The sequence below is a fragment of the Pseudoduganella dura genome, assembly GCF_009727155.1.
GTDB classification, from domain to species: Bacteria; Pseudomonadota; Gammaproteobacteria; order Burkholderiales; family Burkholderiaceae_D; genus Rugamonas; species Rugamonas dura.
The window spans coordinates 5,259,799-5,276,942 of the sequence record NZ_WNWM01000002.1 but is presented as its reverse complement, the minus strand read 5'-3'; the positions used below and the strand labels follow the sequence as shown (position 1 = coordinate 5,276,942).

Annotated in this window: 13 protein-coding genes; 7 read left to right on the top strand and 6 right to left on the bottom strand. The window is 67.7% G+C overall.

Going from position 1 to position 17,144, the window contains the following annotated elements:
* Nucleotides 1-227 precede the first annotated feature (227 nt).
* Both adh and GJV26_RS23185 read left to right on the top strand, forming a co-directional pair.
* Complete coding sequence (gene adh, locus GJV26_RS23190; RefSeq protein ID WP_155711042.1) at nucleotides 228-1,748, top strand: aldehyde dehydrogenase; 1,521 nt, start codon at nucleotides 228-230, stop codon at nucleotides 1,746-1,748.
* Between the two features lie 59 nt (nucleotides 1,749-1,807).
* Nucleotides 1,808-2,194: a DUF779 domain-containing protein gene (locus GJV26_RS23185; RefSeq protein WP_155711041.1), complete on the top strand. Its 387-nt coding sequence runs from the start codon at nucleotides 1,808-1,810 to the stop codon at nucleotides 2,192-2,194.
* A gap of 27 nt (nucleotides 2,195-2,221) precedes the next feature.
* Here the strand turns inward: GJV26_RS23185 and GJV26_RS23180 are convergent, their stop codons facing one another.
* Nucleotides 2,222-2,434, bottom strand: a complete 213-nt coding sequence (locus GJV26_RS23180) for a hypothetical protein (RefSeq protein ID WP_155711040.1) — start codon at nucleotides 2,432-2,434, stop codon at nucleotides 2,222-2,224.
* Between the two features lie 240 nt (nucleotides 2,435-2,674).
* Nucleotides 2,675-3,526 (bottom strand): LysR substrate-binding domain-containing protein, encoded by an 852-nt coding sequence (locus tag GJV26_RS23175; protein WP_173346250.1) that lies wholly within the window; start codon nucleotides 3,524-3,526, stop codon nucleotides 2,675-2,677.
* A gap of 118 nt (nucleotides 3,527-3,644) precedes the next feature.
* Here GJV26_RS23175 and GJV26_RS23170 point away from each other — a divergent pair, with 118 nt between their 5' ends.
* Nucleotides 3,645-4,505, top strand: coding sequence for an alpha/beta fold hydrolase (locus tag GJV26_RS23170; RefSeq protein WP_155711039.1), 861 nt, complete (start codon nucleotides 3,645-3,647; stop codon nucleotides 4,503-4,505).
* 74 nt (nucleotides 4,506-4,579) lie between these two features.
* On the opposite strand, the gene GJV26_RS23165 is transcribed toward GJV26_RS23170, so the two are convergent.
* Nucleotides 4,580-6,880, bottom strand: coding sequence for a hypothetical protein (locus GJV26_RS23165; protein WP_155711038.1), 2,301 nt, complete (start codon nucleotides 6,878-6,880; stop codon nucleotides 4,580-4,582).
* A gap of 238 nt (nucleotides 6,881-7,118) precedes the next feature.
* Between GJV26_RS23165 and pelA the strand changes: the two genes are divergently transcribed.
* From pelA to lldD, 4 genes are all read left to right on the top strand, one after another.
* The gene (gene pelA / locus GJV26_RS23160; protein ID WP_216643152.1) at nucleotides 7,119-8,447 is read left to right on the top strand and encodes a pectate lyase; all 1,329 of its coding nucleotides are present in this window, start codon (nucleotides 7,119-7,121) and stop codon (nucleotides 8,445-8,447) included.
* Between the two features lie 5 nt (nucleotides 8,448-8,452).
* A complete protein-coding gene (locus GJV26_RS23155; protein ID WP_216643151.1) occupies nucleotides 8,453-9,916 on the top strand; it encodes a glycoside hydrolase family 88/105 protein in 1,464 nt (487 codons plus the stop codon).
* Nucleotides 9,913-11,337: an oligogalacturonate lyase family protein gene (locus GJV26_RS23150; protein ID WP_155711036.1), complete on the top strand. Its 1,425-nt coding sequence runs from the start codon at nucleotides 9,913-9,915 to the stop codon at nucleotides 11,335-11,337. Before GJV26_RS23155 ends, GJV26_RS23150 begins: the two co-directional genes overlap by 4 nt.
* Before the next feature lie 112 nt (nucleotides 11,338-11,449).
* Complete coding sequence (gene lldD / locus GJV26_RS23145) at nucleotides 11,450-12,586, top strand: FMN-dependent L-lactate dehydrogenase LldD (protein ID WP_155711035.1); 1,137 nt, start codon at nucleotides 11,450-11,452, stop codon at nucleotides 12,584-12,586.
* Between the two features lie 40 nt (nucleotides 12,587-12,626).
* On the opposite strand, the gene GJV26_RS23140 is transcribed toward lldD, so the two are convergent.
* The 3 genes from GJV26_RS23140 to GJV26_RS23130 form a co-directional block, all read right to left on the bottom strand.
* Complete coding sequence (locus tag GJV26_RS23140; protein ID WP_155712668.1) at nucleotides 12,627-13,268, bottom strand: glutathione S-transferase family protein; 642 nt, start codon at nucleotides 13,266-13,268, stop codon at nucleotides 12,627-12,629.
* A gap of 267 nt (nucleotides 13,269-13,535) precedes the next feature.
* Complete coding sequence (locus GJV26_RS23135; RefSeq protein ID WP_155711034.1) at nucleotides 13,536-15,194, bottom strand: mechanosensitive ion channel family protein; 1,659 nt, start codon at nucleotides 15,192-15,194, stop codon at nucleotides 13,536-13,538.
* A gap of 170 nt (nucleotides 15,195-15,364) precedes the next feature.
* Nucleotides 15,365-16,957, bottom strand: coding sequence for a diguanylate cyclase domain-containing protein (locus GJV26_RS23130; RefSeq protein ID WP_173346249.1), 1,593 nt, complete (start codon nucleotides 16,955-16,957; stop codon nucleotides 15,365-15,367).
* Between the last annotated feature and the right edge of the window lie 187 nt (nucleotides 16,958-17,144).

Sequence of the window (17,144 nt, the reverse complement as noted above, 5' to 3'; positions counted from 1 at the left end):
TTGCACATGTGCCGGCCATGTGCGAGTTCGCGTCTCCCGGCAAAGGCCGCGAACACCCGGCGCGTTGCAAAGCCGGCTCCGGCACCGCCTGAAAATTCATGTACGAGGGAAAAATGCGGCAATATCGGGAGCATAATATGAGCCGATGATGACAGCATTCAAGCGCAGCACTGCAGGCACAGCACACAAGCACACCATCAATCAAAACAGCAAATGGAGGAAGACAAATGAATCTCGCCGACATCAGCAAGCTGGGCGTTGCCAACCCGTTCCGGGAACGCTACGACAACTACATCGGCGGGCGCTTCGTCGCACCGGCCAGGGGCGAATATTTCGCCAACGTGACTCCGATCACCGGCCAGCCGTTCTGCGAAGTGGCCCGTTCGACGGCGGAAGACATCGAGCTGGCGCTCGACGCCGCCCACGCCGCGAAGGAAGCCTGGGGCAAGACATCGCCGGCCGAGCGCGCCAACATCCTGAACCGCATCGCCGACCGCATGGAGCAGAACCTCGAACTGCTGGCCACCGCCGAAACCATCGACAACGGCAAGCCGATCCGCGAAACGAAGGCGGCCGACATTCCGCTGGCGATCGACCACTTCCGCTATTTCGCCAGCTGCATCCGCACGCAGGAAGGCTCGATCGCGACGATCGACGATGAAACCTATGCCTACCACTTCCACGAACCGCTGGGCGTGGTGGGCCAGATCATTCCGTGGAATTTCCCGATCCTGATGGCCGTGTGGAAGCTGGCCCCCGCCCTCGCGGCCGGCAACTGCGTGGTGCTCAAGCCCGCCGAGCAGACGCCGGCATCGATCATGGTGCTGGTCGAACTGGTCGGCGACCTGCTGCCGGCGGGCGTGCTGAACATCGTCAACGGCTACGGCCTGGAAGCGGGCAAGCCGCTGGCGTCGAGCAAGCGCATCGCCAAGATCGCGTTCACCGGCGAGACCGCCACCGGCCGGCTGATCATGCAGTACGCCGCGCAGAACCTGATCCCGGTCACGCTGGAACTGGGCGGCAAGTCGCCGAACATCTTCTTCGCGGACGTGATGGATGCCGACGACGACTTCTTCGACAAGTGCCTGGAAGGCTTCGCGATGTTCGCGCTGAACCAGGGCGAAGTCTGCACCTGCCCTTCGCGCGTGCTGGTGCAGGAATCGATCTACGAGAAGTTCATCGAACGGGCGCTGGCGCGGGTGGCGAAGATCAAGGCCGGCAATCCGCTCGACGCCGCCACGATGATCGGCGCCCAGGCATCGCAGGAGCAGCTGGAAAAGATCCTGTCCTACTTCGATATCGGCCGCCAGGAAGGCGCGCAGGTGCTGGCCGGCGGCGAGCGCGCCACGATCGAGGGCGACCTGTCCGGCGGCTTCTATGTGCGGCCTACGGTGTTCAAGGGCGACAACGGCATGCGCATCTTCCAGGAAGAGATCTTCGGGCCGGTGGTGTCCGTGACCACGTTCAAGGACGAAGCCGACGCGCTGCGCATCGCCAACGACACGCTGTATGGCCTCGGCGCCGGCCTGTGGACGCGCGACGGCAGCCGCGCCTTCCGCGTGGGCCGGGCGATCCAGGCCGGGCGCGTGTGGACCAACTGCTACCACCTGTATCCGGCGCACGCCGCGTTCGGCGGCTACAAGCAGTCCGGCATCGGCCGCGAGAACCACAAGATGATGCTCGACCATTACCAGCAGACCAAGAACCTGCTGGTGAGCTACAGCCCGAAGGCATTGGGCTTCTTCTGACGCAGGCGGTCCCCGTGCGGTCGCGCACGGGGACTGGAGACCTTCCATTCAAGGATGCCATGGCCATGCAAATCCACCGCGTGACGGCGACGCCCGCCGCGCTGGCCTTCCTCGGCGAACTGCGGGAGCGCCACGGCGCGCTGATGTTCTTCCAGTCCGGCGGCTGCTGCGACGGCAGCGCGCCGATGTGCTACGCCGCGGGGGAATTCAACGTGAGCGACAGCGACGTCTGCCTTGGCGACCTGGATGGCTCGCCGTTCTACATCGGCTCGGAGCAGTTTGCTTACTGGGAGCACACCCAGCTGATCATCGACGTGGTGGCCGGCAATGGCGGCATGTTCTCGCTCGATAACGGCACCGGGCGGCGTTTCCTCACCCGCTCGCGCCTGTTCACGGACGAGGAGTACGATGCGCTGCGCGGGCAGCCGCCCCGGCACCCTGCCTGATCCTGCAGCGGCAATCCGGGCTCGGCCTCACAGCACGGATTCGAACTCCTTGAGCCTGGCAAACGCCGCGACGGTATTCGACCGGGCTGCCGCAACACGAATGAACAGGTCGGAAGCCAGCAAGTGATACACGTCGATTTTTGCGCATTGTGCCAGCTCATGCGCTATGGCGTGCTCTTCCGCGGCAGCCTTCGCATAGGCGCGGTAGATTTCCACGCCTTCAGCACGATAAATTTCCATATAGTCACCTTTTCTCACGAATGCCGATGAGGTCGAGGTGCGGGAGTGCCCTGATCCAGAAGCGATTGATGACAACAGTCATATTGGGACGATTCGCCCTTTTTAAATCGCTGCCGGAATTTATAAACGGTATCGGCAGAAAATCGTCCGGAAAGTTGAATCAACCCTCTTCAGCCGGCCTGCCATGAAAAACGCATGAAGCAACGAGGCGATGGCACCGGAATATCCGCCAGCGAGTCGTCAACGCCGCAATTCCGACATGATTTTCTCAGCGAGAAAATCGCACGGCGCGCGCTTCGACCTGGCGCTGCGCGCGAGGATCACTTCCAGCGGGTCGATTTCCGGCAAGCCCTGTGCCTGGCCGAGCAGGGTGAGATGCGCGGGCACCGCGCAGCGCGCCAGCGGCGCCACCGCCAGCCCGGCCTCGACCATGCTGAGCAGGCCCATCAGGCTGGGGCTTTCATACGACGTGCGATAGGAAATCCCGGCCCGTTCGAGACTGCGGATCGCGTTCTCGCGCGCCACGCTGCCCGGCAGGAAAACGGCAATCGGCAGCGGCCGCTCGCGCCACAGTTCGCGCGCGCCGGGCGACGCGGCCCACACCATCGGTTCGAACCGGATGAACTCGCCCGAGAGACCTTTCACGCGCGTGGCGCAGACCAGGTCCACCGAGCCATCCTTGACCATCGGCGCCAGCGCCACGCTGGGCAGCCCGACTACCTGGATCTCGACCTTCGGATAGGTGGCGGAAAATTTCTTCAGGATCGACGGCAGCAGCGACGACGCATAATCGTCGGGCACGCCGATGACGACGCGGCCGCTGATGTCGGGCCGCACCACCGCGGCCCACGCTTCATCGCGCAGCGCGAGCATGCGGCGCGCGAACATCAGCAGCACCTCGCCATCCTGCGTCAACGTGACGCTGCGCGATCCGCGCACGAACAGCGGCTTGCCGAGCGCGGTCTCGAGCGTCTTGATCTGCATGCTCACCGCCGACTGCGAGCGGTGCACCACTTCCGCCGCGCGGCTGATATTGCCCGTGTCGGCAACGGCCACGATCATGGTCAGTACATCGAGGTCGAGTGCCTTCATCGTCATCCAAAAAAGTAACTTCGAAATAACGCTATCAGAATATCTGATAGTTCACTTCAATATTATGCGATTTTCTTGGAGAACTCCAGCGTGCATAGTATTGGAAAGGAGCCCGACCATGAACGCACGTACCGATCCATCAGTCATCGCAGTCCCCGAGATGTATTTCGCCACGATCCCTTCGGGCATTCGTGTGCCGTACATCGCCAGCGGCGCCGGCGAACCGCTGGTGTTCGTTCACGGCTCGCTGTGCGACCAGCGCTACTGGAGCAGCCAGACGCGCACGCTGTCCAGGCACTTCCTGTGCGTTTCGGTCAGCCTGAGCCATTACTGGCCGGCGGACGATACCGGCCTGCGGGGAGAATTCAGCTGGAAGGCGCACGTGGCGGAAGTGGCGCAGTTCATCGCGGCGATGAACGCCGGGCCGGTCCATCTCGTGGGCCACTCGCGGGGTGGATGCGTGGCCTTCCACCTGGCGCGCGAGTACCCGGCGCTGGTGAAGACACTGACGCTCGCCGATCCGGGCGGGCCGTTGCGGATCGACGGGGTCGCGCAGGCCGCACTGCCCGCGGCCACCAATGCGCTGCGCGCCGAAGTCGCCGACCTGATCGAAAATGGCGCGATCGACGCCGGCCTGGAAATGTTCGTCGACTCGGTCAGCATGCCCGGCATCTGGCGCAGGAGCTCCGCCGCGTTCCGGACGATGGCCGTCGCCAACGCCGGCACGCTGCCCAAGCAGTTCCGCGATCCGTTGCCCGCATACGAGCACGCCGCGGCGGGCGAGGTGCGATGCCCGACCCTCCTGATCGGCGGCGAGAAAAGCCCGCGCATGTACCGCGACAACATCGACCGGCTCGCGGAGTGGATACCGCACGCGGACAAGCGCACCGTCGCCGGCGCATCGCACGGCATGAACGTCTCGCACCCGGCGGCGTTCAACCGGCTCGTGCTGGAATTCGCCGGCGGCGCCGCGGGGTGATCGCAATGACCGGGCCGGCAGTGGTGTCCGACCGTCATGCCCGGTGAAGCAGCCGGCCACATACGCCGGCCGGTTCACAGCGACGGCAGCAGCCCTTCCGCCCTGACCTTCCAGCCCCTTTTCGGAAAACCGGGCGCGGCGCCGCCCTGCCCGTCCCAGCCGCCCGCCATCAGCGCGACCGCCAGCAGCAGCCCGCCGTTCGACGGGAAATAGGTTTCCGCCGCCCGCTGGTAGCCCGGCCCGTCCTGCCCGGGCCCCGCCTGGGCGCCCGCCCCGGTTGCCGTGGGCACGAACGCGGCGGCGTGGGCGTCGAGGTGCACGCGCGGCGTCATGCCGCTGGTGCCGAACGCGTTGTTCTTCGCGTCGAAGAACAGCCAGTCGATGGCTTCTTCCGGCGCGCCCAGCCGCGTCGCGGTCATCGCCATCATCGGATAGTCCCAGCCCCAGGTCTGGCGCAGGTCCCAGTCGCGCTTCATGCGGTCGAGCGTGCGGCGCATGATGGCCTTGTCCACGTCGCGGCCCGGCAGCCAGCCCAGCGGCATCAGGAACGACATGTGGTCGCGGTTCTGGCAGGTTTCCTCCAGCGCGTTCGACTTGCAGGCGCCCGCGGCCTTGTCCCAGAAACCGGGCTCCGAGCGAACGGGCAGGTACAGGCCGTCCTTCCGCGGCAGGTCCGGCCACCTGGCGAGCAGCGCGTCCCAGTCGGCGCGGCGGCCCTTGCCCGCGCGTTCGCGCCAGGCCTGCGCCGTCTCGATGCCCCAGCGGTAGTAGGCCACCTCGAAGGCCGGATCGAACGTGCCCGCATGGGGGAAATTTTCCTGCACCGGGATGATGGGCGGACCGAGGCGCACCCTGCCGCCCGGCCCGTCCGGGCTGGCGAACGACGCCAGCAGGTCCGCGGTTTGCTCGACCAGCTCCCCGTAGGTCGCCAGGATGCGGGCGCCGTCGCCGCCCTGGCTGCCGGCCCGGTGCAGCAGCTCGCTCATGTAGATCGGGTGCGGCTGCTGCCACATGATGAAGGGCGAGACCTTCGACGGACTGTCGACGCCATCCGGACCGATCATCTTCGGCCACCACGCGCCCTTCAGGCCCTGCTCCGCCGCGCGCGCCCTGGCCTTCGGCAGGAAACCCACATACCAGCCGAGGCTGTTCTCCAGCAATCGCGGCCGGCCCCACAGGGCGAAGTGCGCCGCGTGCCACGGGTGCATCTCCAGGTGCGACTTGCCGTTCCAGCTGTTGGAGAACAGGCCTTCCTCCTGCGGTGCGAAGCGGCCCGCGGCGTTCACCGCCATCAGGTACTGCGACAGGATGACGCGGCGCTCCAGCTCCCCGGCGCGCGGGTCGGTCGATCCCGAAAAATCGACGATGCCGCCGTTGCTCCAGTAATCGAGCCAGTGCCGCGCCGCCGACCGCGCCGCCACCACTCGCCCCGGCAGGGCCGGCCCGGGTTCCGGCGAAAACTGCACCATGACGGTCAGCGTTGCGGCCGGCGCGCCGACCCGCCAGGCGTGCGCCGCCGTTTTTTCGATGGTCGCGCCCGGTGCGCCGATGGCCGCGTGATACGTGGTGTCGTCGATGATCCGTTGCAGGCGCACCTCGCCGTCCTTGCGCGACAGCTCGGTCGTGGCGTGCGCGGCGGATGCGCTCCAGTCCGACGGATCGGGATTGAGCGTTTTCGACACGCCCGGGAAGCGCACGGCAACGCCCAGGCGCCCCGCCTTCACCAGCGCGGATGTCACTTCGGCCATCACCGTGTCCTGGTCCGGCAGTACGCGGGTGACGACGGTGACCGTTTCGCCGTCGTAGGCGAAGCGGCTGGTCAGCGTGCCGGTCCACAGGTCGAGCTCCTGGCGCGTTCCGGTGATGTCCGCGAAGCGCGCCGGCGAGCCGTCCTTCGCGCGCAGATCGAGCGCCAGGCGGCCCAGCGAGAAACGGTGCGGGTTTTCGCGGATCCACGCCACCGCCGGGTTCTTCGCCGCGTCGGCCCAGTCCCTGATGTAGCCATAGCGGCGCGTGTGGCCGCGCACCTCGACCTCCACCTGGGTGTCCCTGACCGTGTGGCCCTGCGGATTCGGAAAGCTGTGCCACGCCCACTGCGCCTCGGTCAGCAGCGGCGCGATCCTGCTGTAGGGCTCCGTGAAGGTCTGCAGGCCGGTGATATCGGCCGTGAAGCCGATATTCCCGTTGCCCAGCATGAGCGGCGCGGACGGATCGGCGCGGGTGAGCCGCGGATTGTGGCGTGTGACCAGCGCCTTGCGGTCGATGCCGCCGGTGCGGTCGATGGGGGCGGCCGTGACGGCGGGCAGCGCCAGCGCCGCCCCGGAAGCGGCGGCGCCCAGCAGCAGGCGGCGGCGGGAGAGTGAAATCGGACGCATCGCGGTAAGCCTTCCAGGTCGGTGAGGGTTGCGGCATCCGGTACGGGCGTTCGGGGAACGCATCGCATCGGGGCCGGCAATTCAACCATGGAGGCCGGCACGAAGTGAAGGGTTAGCTGGGGAGCATGCCGATTTAATCATCCGTTTGCGAATTTCATGTTTTTCGCCCGCATCGATGGCCGATGAGGTCATCATGTCCGGTTGATGAGGGAACGCAAGTCAAGAAATGGAGACAGCAATGAAACTTCCCCGACAATTCGCCGTGGCGGGTGCAATGTGCCTCGCGCTCGCCTCGCCGGCCTCCGGCGCGGTCATCGGCACCAACACGCCGGCGCCGGAAGTGGCCGTGGAGCGCCTCGGCGAACTGCCCTTCGCGCAACGCGCGGCGTGGGCCGACTATATCGCCCGCTCGAAAAAACAGCACCGGTTCGACCGCGATACGCTGGCCGCCGAACTGCGGCCCGGCGAGGCGCCGCCACCGCCACCCGTGGCCGGCAGCGGCAGGATGCCCCTCAAGAACGACGCCGCCTGGTACGGATCGCCGGAAGCGCGCGCCATCGCCGCCACGATCATCAGCTTCCAGACCCCGTCGGGCGGCTGGAGCAAGAACCAGGACCGCACCGGAGCGCCGCGGCTGCGGGGGCAGCGCTACGCCAACGATGCCGAGACGATGGCCGTGGACACCGGCAGTTTCGACGCCCCGCGCGACCGCTTCTGGACCTTCGTCGGCACGCTGGACAACGGCGCGACGACCACCGAGATGCGCTTCCTGGGCCGGGTGCAGGCGCGATTGCCCGGCAAGGAAGGCGACGCGAGCCGGGCCAGCATCGCCCGCGCCACCGAATACCTGCTGATGGCGCAATATCCGAACGGCGGCTGGCCGCAGGTCTATCCGCTGGAAGGCGGCTTCCACGACGGCATCACCTTCAACGACAACGCCGTGGCCGAGGCCGCGATGATCCTCGAGGATATCGCCGAGGGCCACCCCGACTTCGCCTTCCTGCCCAAAGACCTGCGCCGGAAAGCCGGCAGCGCCAGCGCCCGTGCCGTGCAGCCGATACTGGACGCCCAGGTGGTGGTGGACGGCAGGCGCACCATCTGGCCGCAGCAGGTCGATGCGATGACGCTGGCGCCCATTTCGGCGCGCAACTACGAAATGCGCTCGCTGGCCAGCGCCGAAAGCGCCGAGGTGCTGCTGTTCCTGATGCGCCAGCCGCGGCCCACGCCCGAGCTGAAGGCGGCCGTCGATGCCGGCATTGCCTGGCTCAGAGCGCATGCCATCCACGACAAGGCATTCACGAAAACAAGCGACGAGGAAGGCCGCAAGCTCGTCGACCAGCCGGGCGCGGGCCCGATCTGGTCGCGCAACTACGACATCCGCACCGGCAAGCCGATCTTCGGCGACTGGGACAAGTCGATCCAGGACGACGTCAACCATATTTCGAAGGGGCGCCGCAACGGCTACGCCTGGTTCACGCCCGCGCCACGGCATGCGATCGAGGCCTACGACGCCGTGGTGCGCAAGGCCGCGGCGCCTGCCGTGACAATGCAACTTCCATCGAGGTGAAAACCATGACCGCGCATTCTCCTGACGTTCCCCGCCTGCTGCCTGCCCTGCAAAAGGCCGCCTTGCACTGCGCCCTGGCCGGCCTGCTGGCCGCGCCGCCGGCCGCCTTCGGCGCCGACGCGCCCGGCGGCCTGAACACCCAGGTGGCCGGCATCGAGGCGAGCTGGCTGGTACTGCCGCCGCGGCCCGATACCCGCTTCGCGCCGGATCGGCTGCCATCGCGCGCGGCCGTGCTGCCGGTGCTCGAATACGTCGCCGCCGCACAGATCGCCGACATGAGCCGCCGCCCGATCCAGCTGTCGACCGGGTCGAACCTGTCCGAAATCTCGTCGAACTGGGTGGCCGCCACGTTCTATGTCGGCGCGGCCCGGCTGGCGCGCGTGGCCGAAAACCGGAACATCCTGCGCTTCCTCACCGCCACGGCCGAGCACTACAACCATGCCTTCCGCGGCGCGCGGGCCGACCGCATGCTGCTCAACGCCGACGACCTGGCCATCGGCGACCTGTACCAGGAACTGTATGCGCGCCGCGGCCAGCGAGGCGTGCTGATGCCCCTGCAGCAGCGCCTCGATTTCATGCTGCCGCACCTCGACCGCCCGCAGGAAACCGAAGCACTGATCTGGTGGTGGTGCGATGCCCTCTACATGGCCCCGCCCGTGCTGGCGCGCCAGGCGGCGCTGACGGGCGATGCCCGCTACATGCGCGCGATGGACCGGGAATGGCGGCGCACCGCCGCCCGCCTGTGGGTCGAGGAAGACCGCCTGTTCCTGCGCGACGAACGTTTCAGGGACCGGGACCACCTGGGTGCCGGCGGCAAACCGATCTACTGGGCGCGCGGCAACGGCTGGGTGATGGGCGGCCTGGCGCGCACGCTGGAGGCGATGCCGGCCGGTTTCGAGGGCCGCGGCTTCTACATCGACATCTTCCGGAAAATGGCCGGCCGCGTCGCCGAGCTGCAGCAGGCGGACGGACTGTGGCGCAGCGACCTGAACGACCCGAAGGGCTTCCCCGAAGCCGAGACCTCCGGCTCGACCTTCTTCGTCTACGCGCTGGCCTGGGGCATCAACCACGGCCTGCTGGACCGCCAGGTCTACCTGCCCGCCGTGACGAAGGGCTGGGCGGCGCTCAACCGGCATATCCTGCCCAACGGCCTGGTCGGCGCCGCGCAGAAGACCGGCGACCGCCCCGTGCCGACGGCCGCCGATGACGTCGGCCCCTACGCCACCGGGTCCTACCTGCTGGCCGGGCTGGAGGTGATGGACCTGAACGGCCCGGTACAGGCCCTGCCCCAGCCGCCCCTGCCGCGCGACGACGAGGCCACCATCCTCGCCACCACGCCGCAACCCATCGCGCCGAAGACCGTGGTCGGCGAGGCGGAGAAAGCCCGCCGCGAGCAGGAGATGCGCGCGACCCGCGCCCTCGCCTACGACCCGGCGACGCTGAAGACCCCTGCCGGGAAGGCGCCATGACGGAGGCAAGCCGCCGCGCGGCATTGAAGCGCCTGGGCGGCGCGGCCGCCCTGCTGGCGCCGGCGATGCATGCCGCGCAGGGCCGGGCGCAGACGCAGGTACGAGCGCAGACACGGACGCAGGCACAAGCGCCGGCGCCATCGCAGGCGGGCACGCCCGCACCGGCCGCGCCACGGGGCCCCGTACCGCGCAGCTGGGTCGATCCGAAGACCGGCCGGCGCATCGTGCGCGTGTCCGACGAAGACGGCTCGGGAGTGCTCTACTTCTATCGCAACGCCTTCACGCCCGAAGGCGATGTGATGGTCGTCAAGACGCCGTCGGGCATCGCCGCCGTGCGGCTGGAGGACTGGAAAACCACCCTGCTGGTCGCGGGCCGGCAGAACGAGCTCCTGTTCATGCTGCGAACGACGCGCGAGGCGGTCTACAGCGTCACCGCACCCGGCGACGGCGAGGCGGCGGACCGGCCCAAGACCATCTACGCCATCCACGTCGACACGAAAGCCGTGCGCAGGCTGGCGCGCATCGACGCCGGCGGCATCAGTGGCGCCAATGCCGACGATACCCTGCTGCTGGGCCAGGTCGCCTACGGGGCCAAGCCGCTTCAGCCCAGGGATCCCGCCGGCATCGACAGATTCGGGCAGGCCGAATACGCCGCGCTCGGCCCGGACGGCAAGCCGCTCAACTTCGCCAGGGCCAAGGGCGTGCGCATGCTCGAACGCTGGGCCGCGCGCGTGCCGGCGGAGCTGTTCACCATCGACATGAAGACCGGCGCGCGCAAGGTCCTGTACAGGACGGAGGAATGGATCGGCCACGCCCAGTTCTCGCCCACCGATCCGGGCCTGATCCGCTTCTGCATGGAAGGGCCGTGGCACCGCGTCGACCGTATCAGGCTGATCAGGGCGGACGGCACGGGCCTGCGCGGCGCGCACACGCGCACGATGAACATGGAGATCTGGGGCCACGAATTCTTCAGCCACGACGGCAAGTGGCTGTGGTACGACCTGCAGACTCCGCGCGGCCAGGTGTTCTGGGTCGCCGGCCTGGAACTGGCCACCGGCAGGCGCGTGTGGAAGCGCGTGGATCGGAACGACTGGGGCGTCCACTTCAACATCGCACCGGACAACAGAACCTTCGCCAGCGACGGCGGCGACCTCGACATGGTGGCCCACGCCCCCGACGGCAAGTGGATCTCGCTGCTGGAAGCGCAGGCCATCGTGGATGCGGACCTGGCTTCCTACGACGAAAGCCTGGTCACCATCGAACGCTTCCGGTCGACGCGGCTGGTCGACATGGCCGCGCACGACTACCGCCTGGAGCCCAACCTGCGCTTCACGCCGGACGGCAAGTGGCTGGTCTTCGCCTCGAACATGCATGGCGCCAGCCACGTCTACGCCGTCGAGGCTTTCGCGGCCGGCTCATGAAAACCGGCCGGCCGCGGGAAGCATGCATCCGTATCCTTTATCATTCAGAAAACAATGCGGCACGACTCGCCCGGCGTGGCGAGCGGCCGCCCACCCCACATAGACGCAGACAATGATCATTTCTTCCGCCACCGACTACCGCGAAGCCGCGCGCCGCAAGCTGCCACCGTTCCTGTTCCACTATCTCGATGGCGGGTCGGGTACCGAATCGACGATGCGCGCCAACATGAGCGACCTGCAGGACGTGGCCCTGCGCCAGCGCGTGCTGCGGGGTTCGGAAACGCTGGACCTTTCCACCGAGTGGTTCGGGGTCCGGCAGGGCCTGCCCATCGCGCTGGCACCGGTGGGGCTGACCGGCATGTATGCGCGCCGCGGCGAAGTGCAGGCGGCCACGGTGGCGGCCGAGCGCGACATCCCGTTCATCCAGTCGACCGTGTCGGTGTGCCCGCTGAAGGAGGTAGCGCAGAAGTCGTCGCGCCCGCTGTGGTGCCAGCTGTATGTGCTGAAGGACCGCGGCTTCATGCGCGATTACCTGCAGCGCGCGCGCGAACTGGGCATCGAGACGCTGGTCTTCACGGTCGACATGCCGGTGCCCGGTGCCCGCTACCGGGATGCGCATTCCGGCATGAGCGGCCCGAACGGACCGCTGCGCCGCGTGGTGCAGGCAATGCTGCATCCGCGCTGGGCGCTGGACGTGGGCATGCTCGGGCGGCCCCATGACCTGGGCAATATCTCGGCGTATCGCGGCAACCCGACCGGCCTGGCGGACTACATCGGCTGGCTGGGCGCCAACTTCGATCCGGGCATCAACTGGAGCGACCTGCAGTGGATCCGCGACGAATGGAAGGGCCCGATGGTCATCAAGGGCATCCTCGACGCCGACGACGCGCGCGACGCGAAGGCCTTCGGCGCCGACGGTATCGTGGTGTCCAACCATGGCGGGCGCCAGCTCGACGGCGCCGTCTCTTCAGCCAGGGCGCTGCCTTCGATCGCCGCGGCGGTCAAGGGCGACCTGACCATTTTCGCCGACGGCGGCATCCGCACGGGCCTGGACGTGGTGCGCATGCTCGCGCTGGGCGCCGACGGGGTGCTGATCGGCCGCGCCTTCGTGTACGCGCTCGCCGTCGGCGGCGCGGCCGGCGTGCGCAACCTGTTCAACATCCTGGAAAAGGACATCCGTACCAGCATGGTGCTGACCGGCGTGAAATCGATCCGCGACATCGATTCCTCCAGCCTGGCCAGGCTCTGATCCGCGGCCGGAGTTGTTCCGGCTGCCGGCATCCCGATTCCTACGTGCCGGCGTTGACGGCCAGCTGCGCCGCAAAGGCGCGCTTGTACGCGGGTCGCGCCTCGCCACGGGCGACATAGGCGGCCAGGTTCGGATATTCATCGAGGATGCCCGACGACCTCGACCTGAGCAGCACCGAGACCATCATCAGGTCCCCCGCGCTGAACGGGCCGTCGAGCCATTCGGCGTCGCCCAGGCGCGTGGCGAGCTGGCCCAGGCAGTCGCGCACGCGCGCCTCGACCAGCGGCAGGCGCTCCTGGTACCACGGCTTGTCGCGTTCCAGCAGCATGACGGTGGACAGTTCGACGATCGGCATTTCCACCGTGTTGAGCGCGGCGAACATCCACGTGATCGCGCGTGCCCGGGCATTGGCGTGGTGCGGCAGCAGGCCCGCGTGGCGTTCGGCGATATGCATCACGATCCCGCCCGTTTCGAACAGGGCGAGATTGCCTTCCTCATAGGTGGGGATCTGGCCGAACGGATGCAGCGCCCGGTGCGCCGGTTCTTTCAGCGCCTTGAAGGTGACCAGGCGAACCTTGTAGGGCTGGCCCACCTCCTCCAGCGCCCAGCGAACGCGCGTATCGCGCGCCAGTCCCCTGCCGCCGTCCGGCGAATGTTCGAAGGCGGTGATGGTAATGGTCATCATGGGGCTCCTCGTTGGCGAAACCGCGGGCCGGCGGGAAGGATGGAACCTGCAACGATCCCGTTCCGGCCAGCGCGGCGGCTGTCATCGGCATCACGGCACTTGCCGGCGTAAATACCGGCGTAAATACCGGCGTAAATACCGGCGAAAACATCGGTGCAAACTTCGGCGCAACGGTCTTCGCCGGCATGCCGGCGCCATCCGCGGCAAGCGCCGGATCGGCCCCGCAATGGGCAATATGATAGCAGCGCGCGGCGCCCCGGCGCCTCAGCGCACGGCCGCGCGTGCGGGGCGTGGCGCATCGTCCACGCCGGCATCGGCGGCTTGCAGCTCGTTGGCCGCCGTGCCCGCCGCCGGCGAAAACACGATGGTCTGGCTCGGGAACGCCAGGCCGATGCCTGCCGCCTCGAGGCGTTCGTAGATCGTCAGCAGCAATTCCTCGCGGATGATGACCTGGGTATCGAATTCGCGCACGTCGATATAGGCATGCACATCGATATTGAAGGACCGTTCGCCGATGCTCCCCAGCCGCGCCCGCCAGTCGTCGGCAAGGTTCCTTTGTTCGGCAAGCACGCCCTGGACGATCGCGATGGCTTCCTTCAGCTTGGCCGACGACGTGCCGTGACCCACGGCGATCACCGGGTTGAACAGGAAGCGGTCGCGGTCCGCGTAGTTCTCGATCTGGCGTGCCGACAGGTCGCCGTTCGGGATGGTCACCACGGTGCGTTCCCCGGTGCGGATGCGGGTCGAGCGGATGCCCACGTCCTCGACCGTGCCGACCACGGTGCCCACCTTGATGAAGTCGCCCACCTGCAGCGGCCGGTCGGCGATCACGGTAACGCTGCCGACCAGGTTTTCCACCGTTTTCTGCGCGCCCAGCGCCAGCGCGATGCCGCCGATGCCCAGCGCCGCGATGCCCGTGGTGACATCGATGCCGAACGTGTCGAGGATGCCGATGCCGGACAGCGTGAGCAGCAGGAACTTGACGGTGCGCCGCAGCAGCGTGATGACGGAAACGATCTGCCGCCGGCCGTGGCGCTGCATGCGGGTGATGGCAAGTTCGGCGATCGCGTCGACCAGCCGCAGGCCGAACCAGACCACCGCGATGACGGTGACGATGCCGGCGTAGCGCAGCAGCGTCTGGCGGGCCACGATGGCGACGGGCGCCCGGTCCGCCCAGTTATAGAACACCAGCACGGCGATCACGAGGCTCAGCGGCGGCAGCGCCGCCTCGGCGAAGCGATAGATGCCGTTCGCCGCGGGATCGGCCACCAGCCGGCGCAGTGCCGCGACGATCAGGGCGGACAGCATCCACAGGCCGCCGAAGACCATGATGCCCAGCCCCAGCAGGATCGCCCAATCCTTCACCGGCGCGCCGGCGAGCATGAATTCCTCTTCCGCCGGCTGCTGCTGCGCCGCGGGCTCGCGCCGGGTCGCCGCCGCGATCCGGGCCAGCGTTTCCTTCGAGATCCGCCATACCGGCTGGCCGCCTTCCTGGCCGCGCGTGAGCAGCACGGGCAGGGTCTTGCCGGCCAGGGTGAATTCGCCGATTTCCTCCTGGTCGAGCGGCAGGTCGTCGTCGAGCTTGCCGGTGGCCTCGTTGGACAGGGCGGCGAACGGCCTGAGCGATCCGCCGTCGTCGAGCAGCGCGTGGAACGCGCGCGCCTGGCCGATCGCGGCCATGCGCTGCCGGGTGCTGCTGGCGGCGGGCAGGTCGAAATACATCGCGGCACGGTCGTAATCGAGTTCGGCCAGCGCGCCGATCAGGCCCGAGACCATCGAGCGCGGCGTTTCGCGTCCCAGCGGATCGGGCTGGACGACGGCGGCGGCCGGCGCATCGGCTTTCTTTTCGGCCGGCGCGGCAAAACCCGCGGGCGTCGCCAGGGCAAGTTGTAGGGAGATGAGGAAAAAGAGGAAAAAGCGCATGCGTGGAAAGACTCCCTGGACATATCATGTCTGGACGGCAAGTTTAACATCCGGCCGGATGCTGGTCCGCACAGTTGCCGGTTTGCACTAGCTAATGTTGCGCGCCCGCGGGCCACGATCGCAGCCCGCCACTCCGCTCAGTTGCGTGAGGTAAAGGACGCATTCAGCGGTCACGCCTGGCCGGTACCGCATGCCCCGGCCACGGTTCCGTCGATGGCGAAGCCGTTCCTGCCGGCGGCCTTGGCGGCATACAGCGCTTCATCCGCACACTTGAGCAGGCTCTCGCGGGTGCTGCCGGCGCGGCCCAGCGTCAGGCCGATACTGGTGGTGACCTGCAAGCCTTCGGCGATGACAGGGAACGGCACGCGGATCGCCTCCAGGATTTTCGTGGCCAGCGCCGCCAGTTCCTCTGCGGAGGACAACCCCTCGAACACCACGACGAATTCGTCGCCGGCATAGCGGGCCACGATGTCGGTGGCGCGCACGGCCTGCCTGAGCCGCCTGGCGAATTCGACCAGTACCGCGTCGCCGGTGGCATGGCCATGGCTGTCGTTGATGTGCTTGAAATGGTCGATGTCGAGAAACGCCACGCCCAGTTCGGCATGGCTGCGGCGCTGGCGCAGCAATGCCATGTCCAGCTCGCTTTCCATCATGCGCCGGTTGCACAGCCCTGTCAGCGAATCGGTGCGTGCCAGCCGCGCCGACTCGGCGTCGGCGATGGCCCGCTCCTCCGTCAGCGCATGGATGGCCCGGCTCAGGGCGCCGATCTCGTCGCGCCGGGTCAGGTCGATGATGTCGATGCCGGCATCGCCGCGGCGGATGCGCGCCACCTGGTGACGCAACGTTTCCAGGGGACGCAACAGGATCGCGATCGCCAGCAGCCCCAGCAAGCCGGCGGCGACGGCGGCGATGCCCGTGCGCAGCAGCGCCCGCTGGCGCATCGCCACCAGCGGCGCGAACGCCTCCGCCGTGGGATAGACGATGCCCACGATCCAGTCGGCGTTGGCCAGGCGCCGGTAGCCGATCAGCGAATTCACGCCCGCCTTGTTCGGGGCCAGCACCCAGCCATCCTTGCCCTCCAGCGCCTGCCGCGTCGACGGCACGATGCCGCCCTTCTCGTCGGCGACGTTGCGCAGCACCCGGCCCGGTTCCGGGTGGTGCAGGATCACGCCGTCCGTCGTCAACACGAACAGATAGCCGTGCCGCCCCGGCTTGAGCCGGTCCAGGTGTTCGAAAAAATCCGGTTGCGACAGGTCGATGGAGGCGGCCAGGACAAACTGGAGAACCCCGGCGGCGTCGAACACGGGTTCGGTCAGCAGCACGATGGGCTTTCCGGACAGCGCGCTGCGCAGCGGCGGCGACAGCACGCCCTTGCGCGTGCGCACCGTATCCCGGAAATAGGCGCGCGCCGCCACCGTGGCCTGGCCGGCGGCCGCGCCGCCGGCCAGGCTGGTCAGGAGCACGCCGTTGGCATCGAGTGCCACGGTGTTGAAGAACTGCTGCCCCAGCGACGGTACGCGCTGCAGATAGTTGCGCACGGCCGCGGGATCGTATGCCCCCGCGGCCTGCATGCCTTCCGCCGTCACGCGCAGCACCGTGCGCTTGGCGTTCAGGTCCTGCTCCATCTGCGCCGCCGCGCTCGACAACAGCGCATACTCGCGGTCGCCCACCAGTTGCGCCATGTCCCGCTCGACGATATTGATCGCATAAAGGGCAAGCAACATTCCAGACAGGAAGACCAGCGCGCCGACAATGACTGTCATCCGCGCCTTCAACGTCGTGAATGGATGAATGCTGTGCATGGCTGCTCGTTATTGGTGCAAGGCAGTCTACCATGCAATACGGGCGGCTATCGGCTTGCTTGCCACCCTCTCGCAGGCTCGGCGGTGAACGCTTGCTGCCCGGCACAGGCGAGCCAGCCTTGAAGACCCAGGCGATGCCACCGCATAA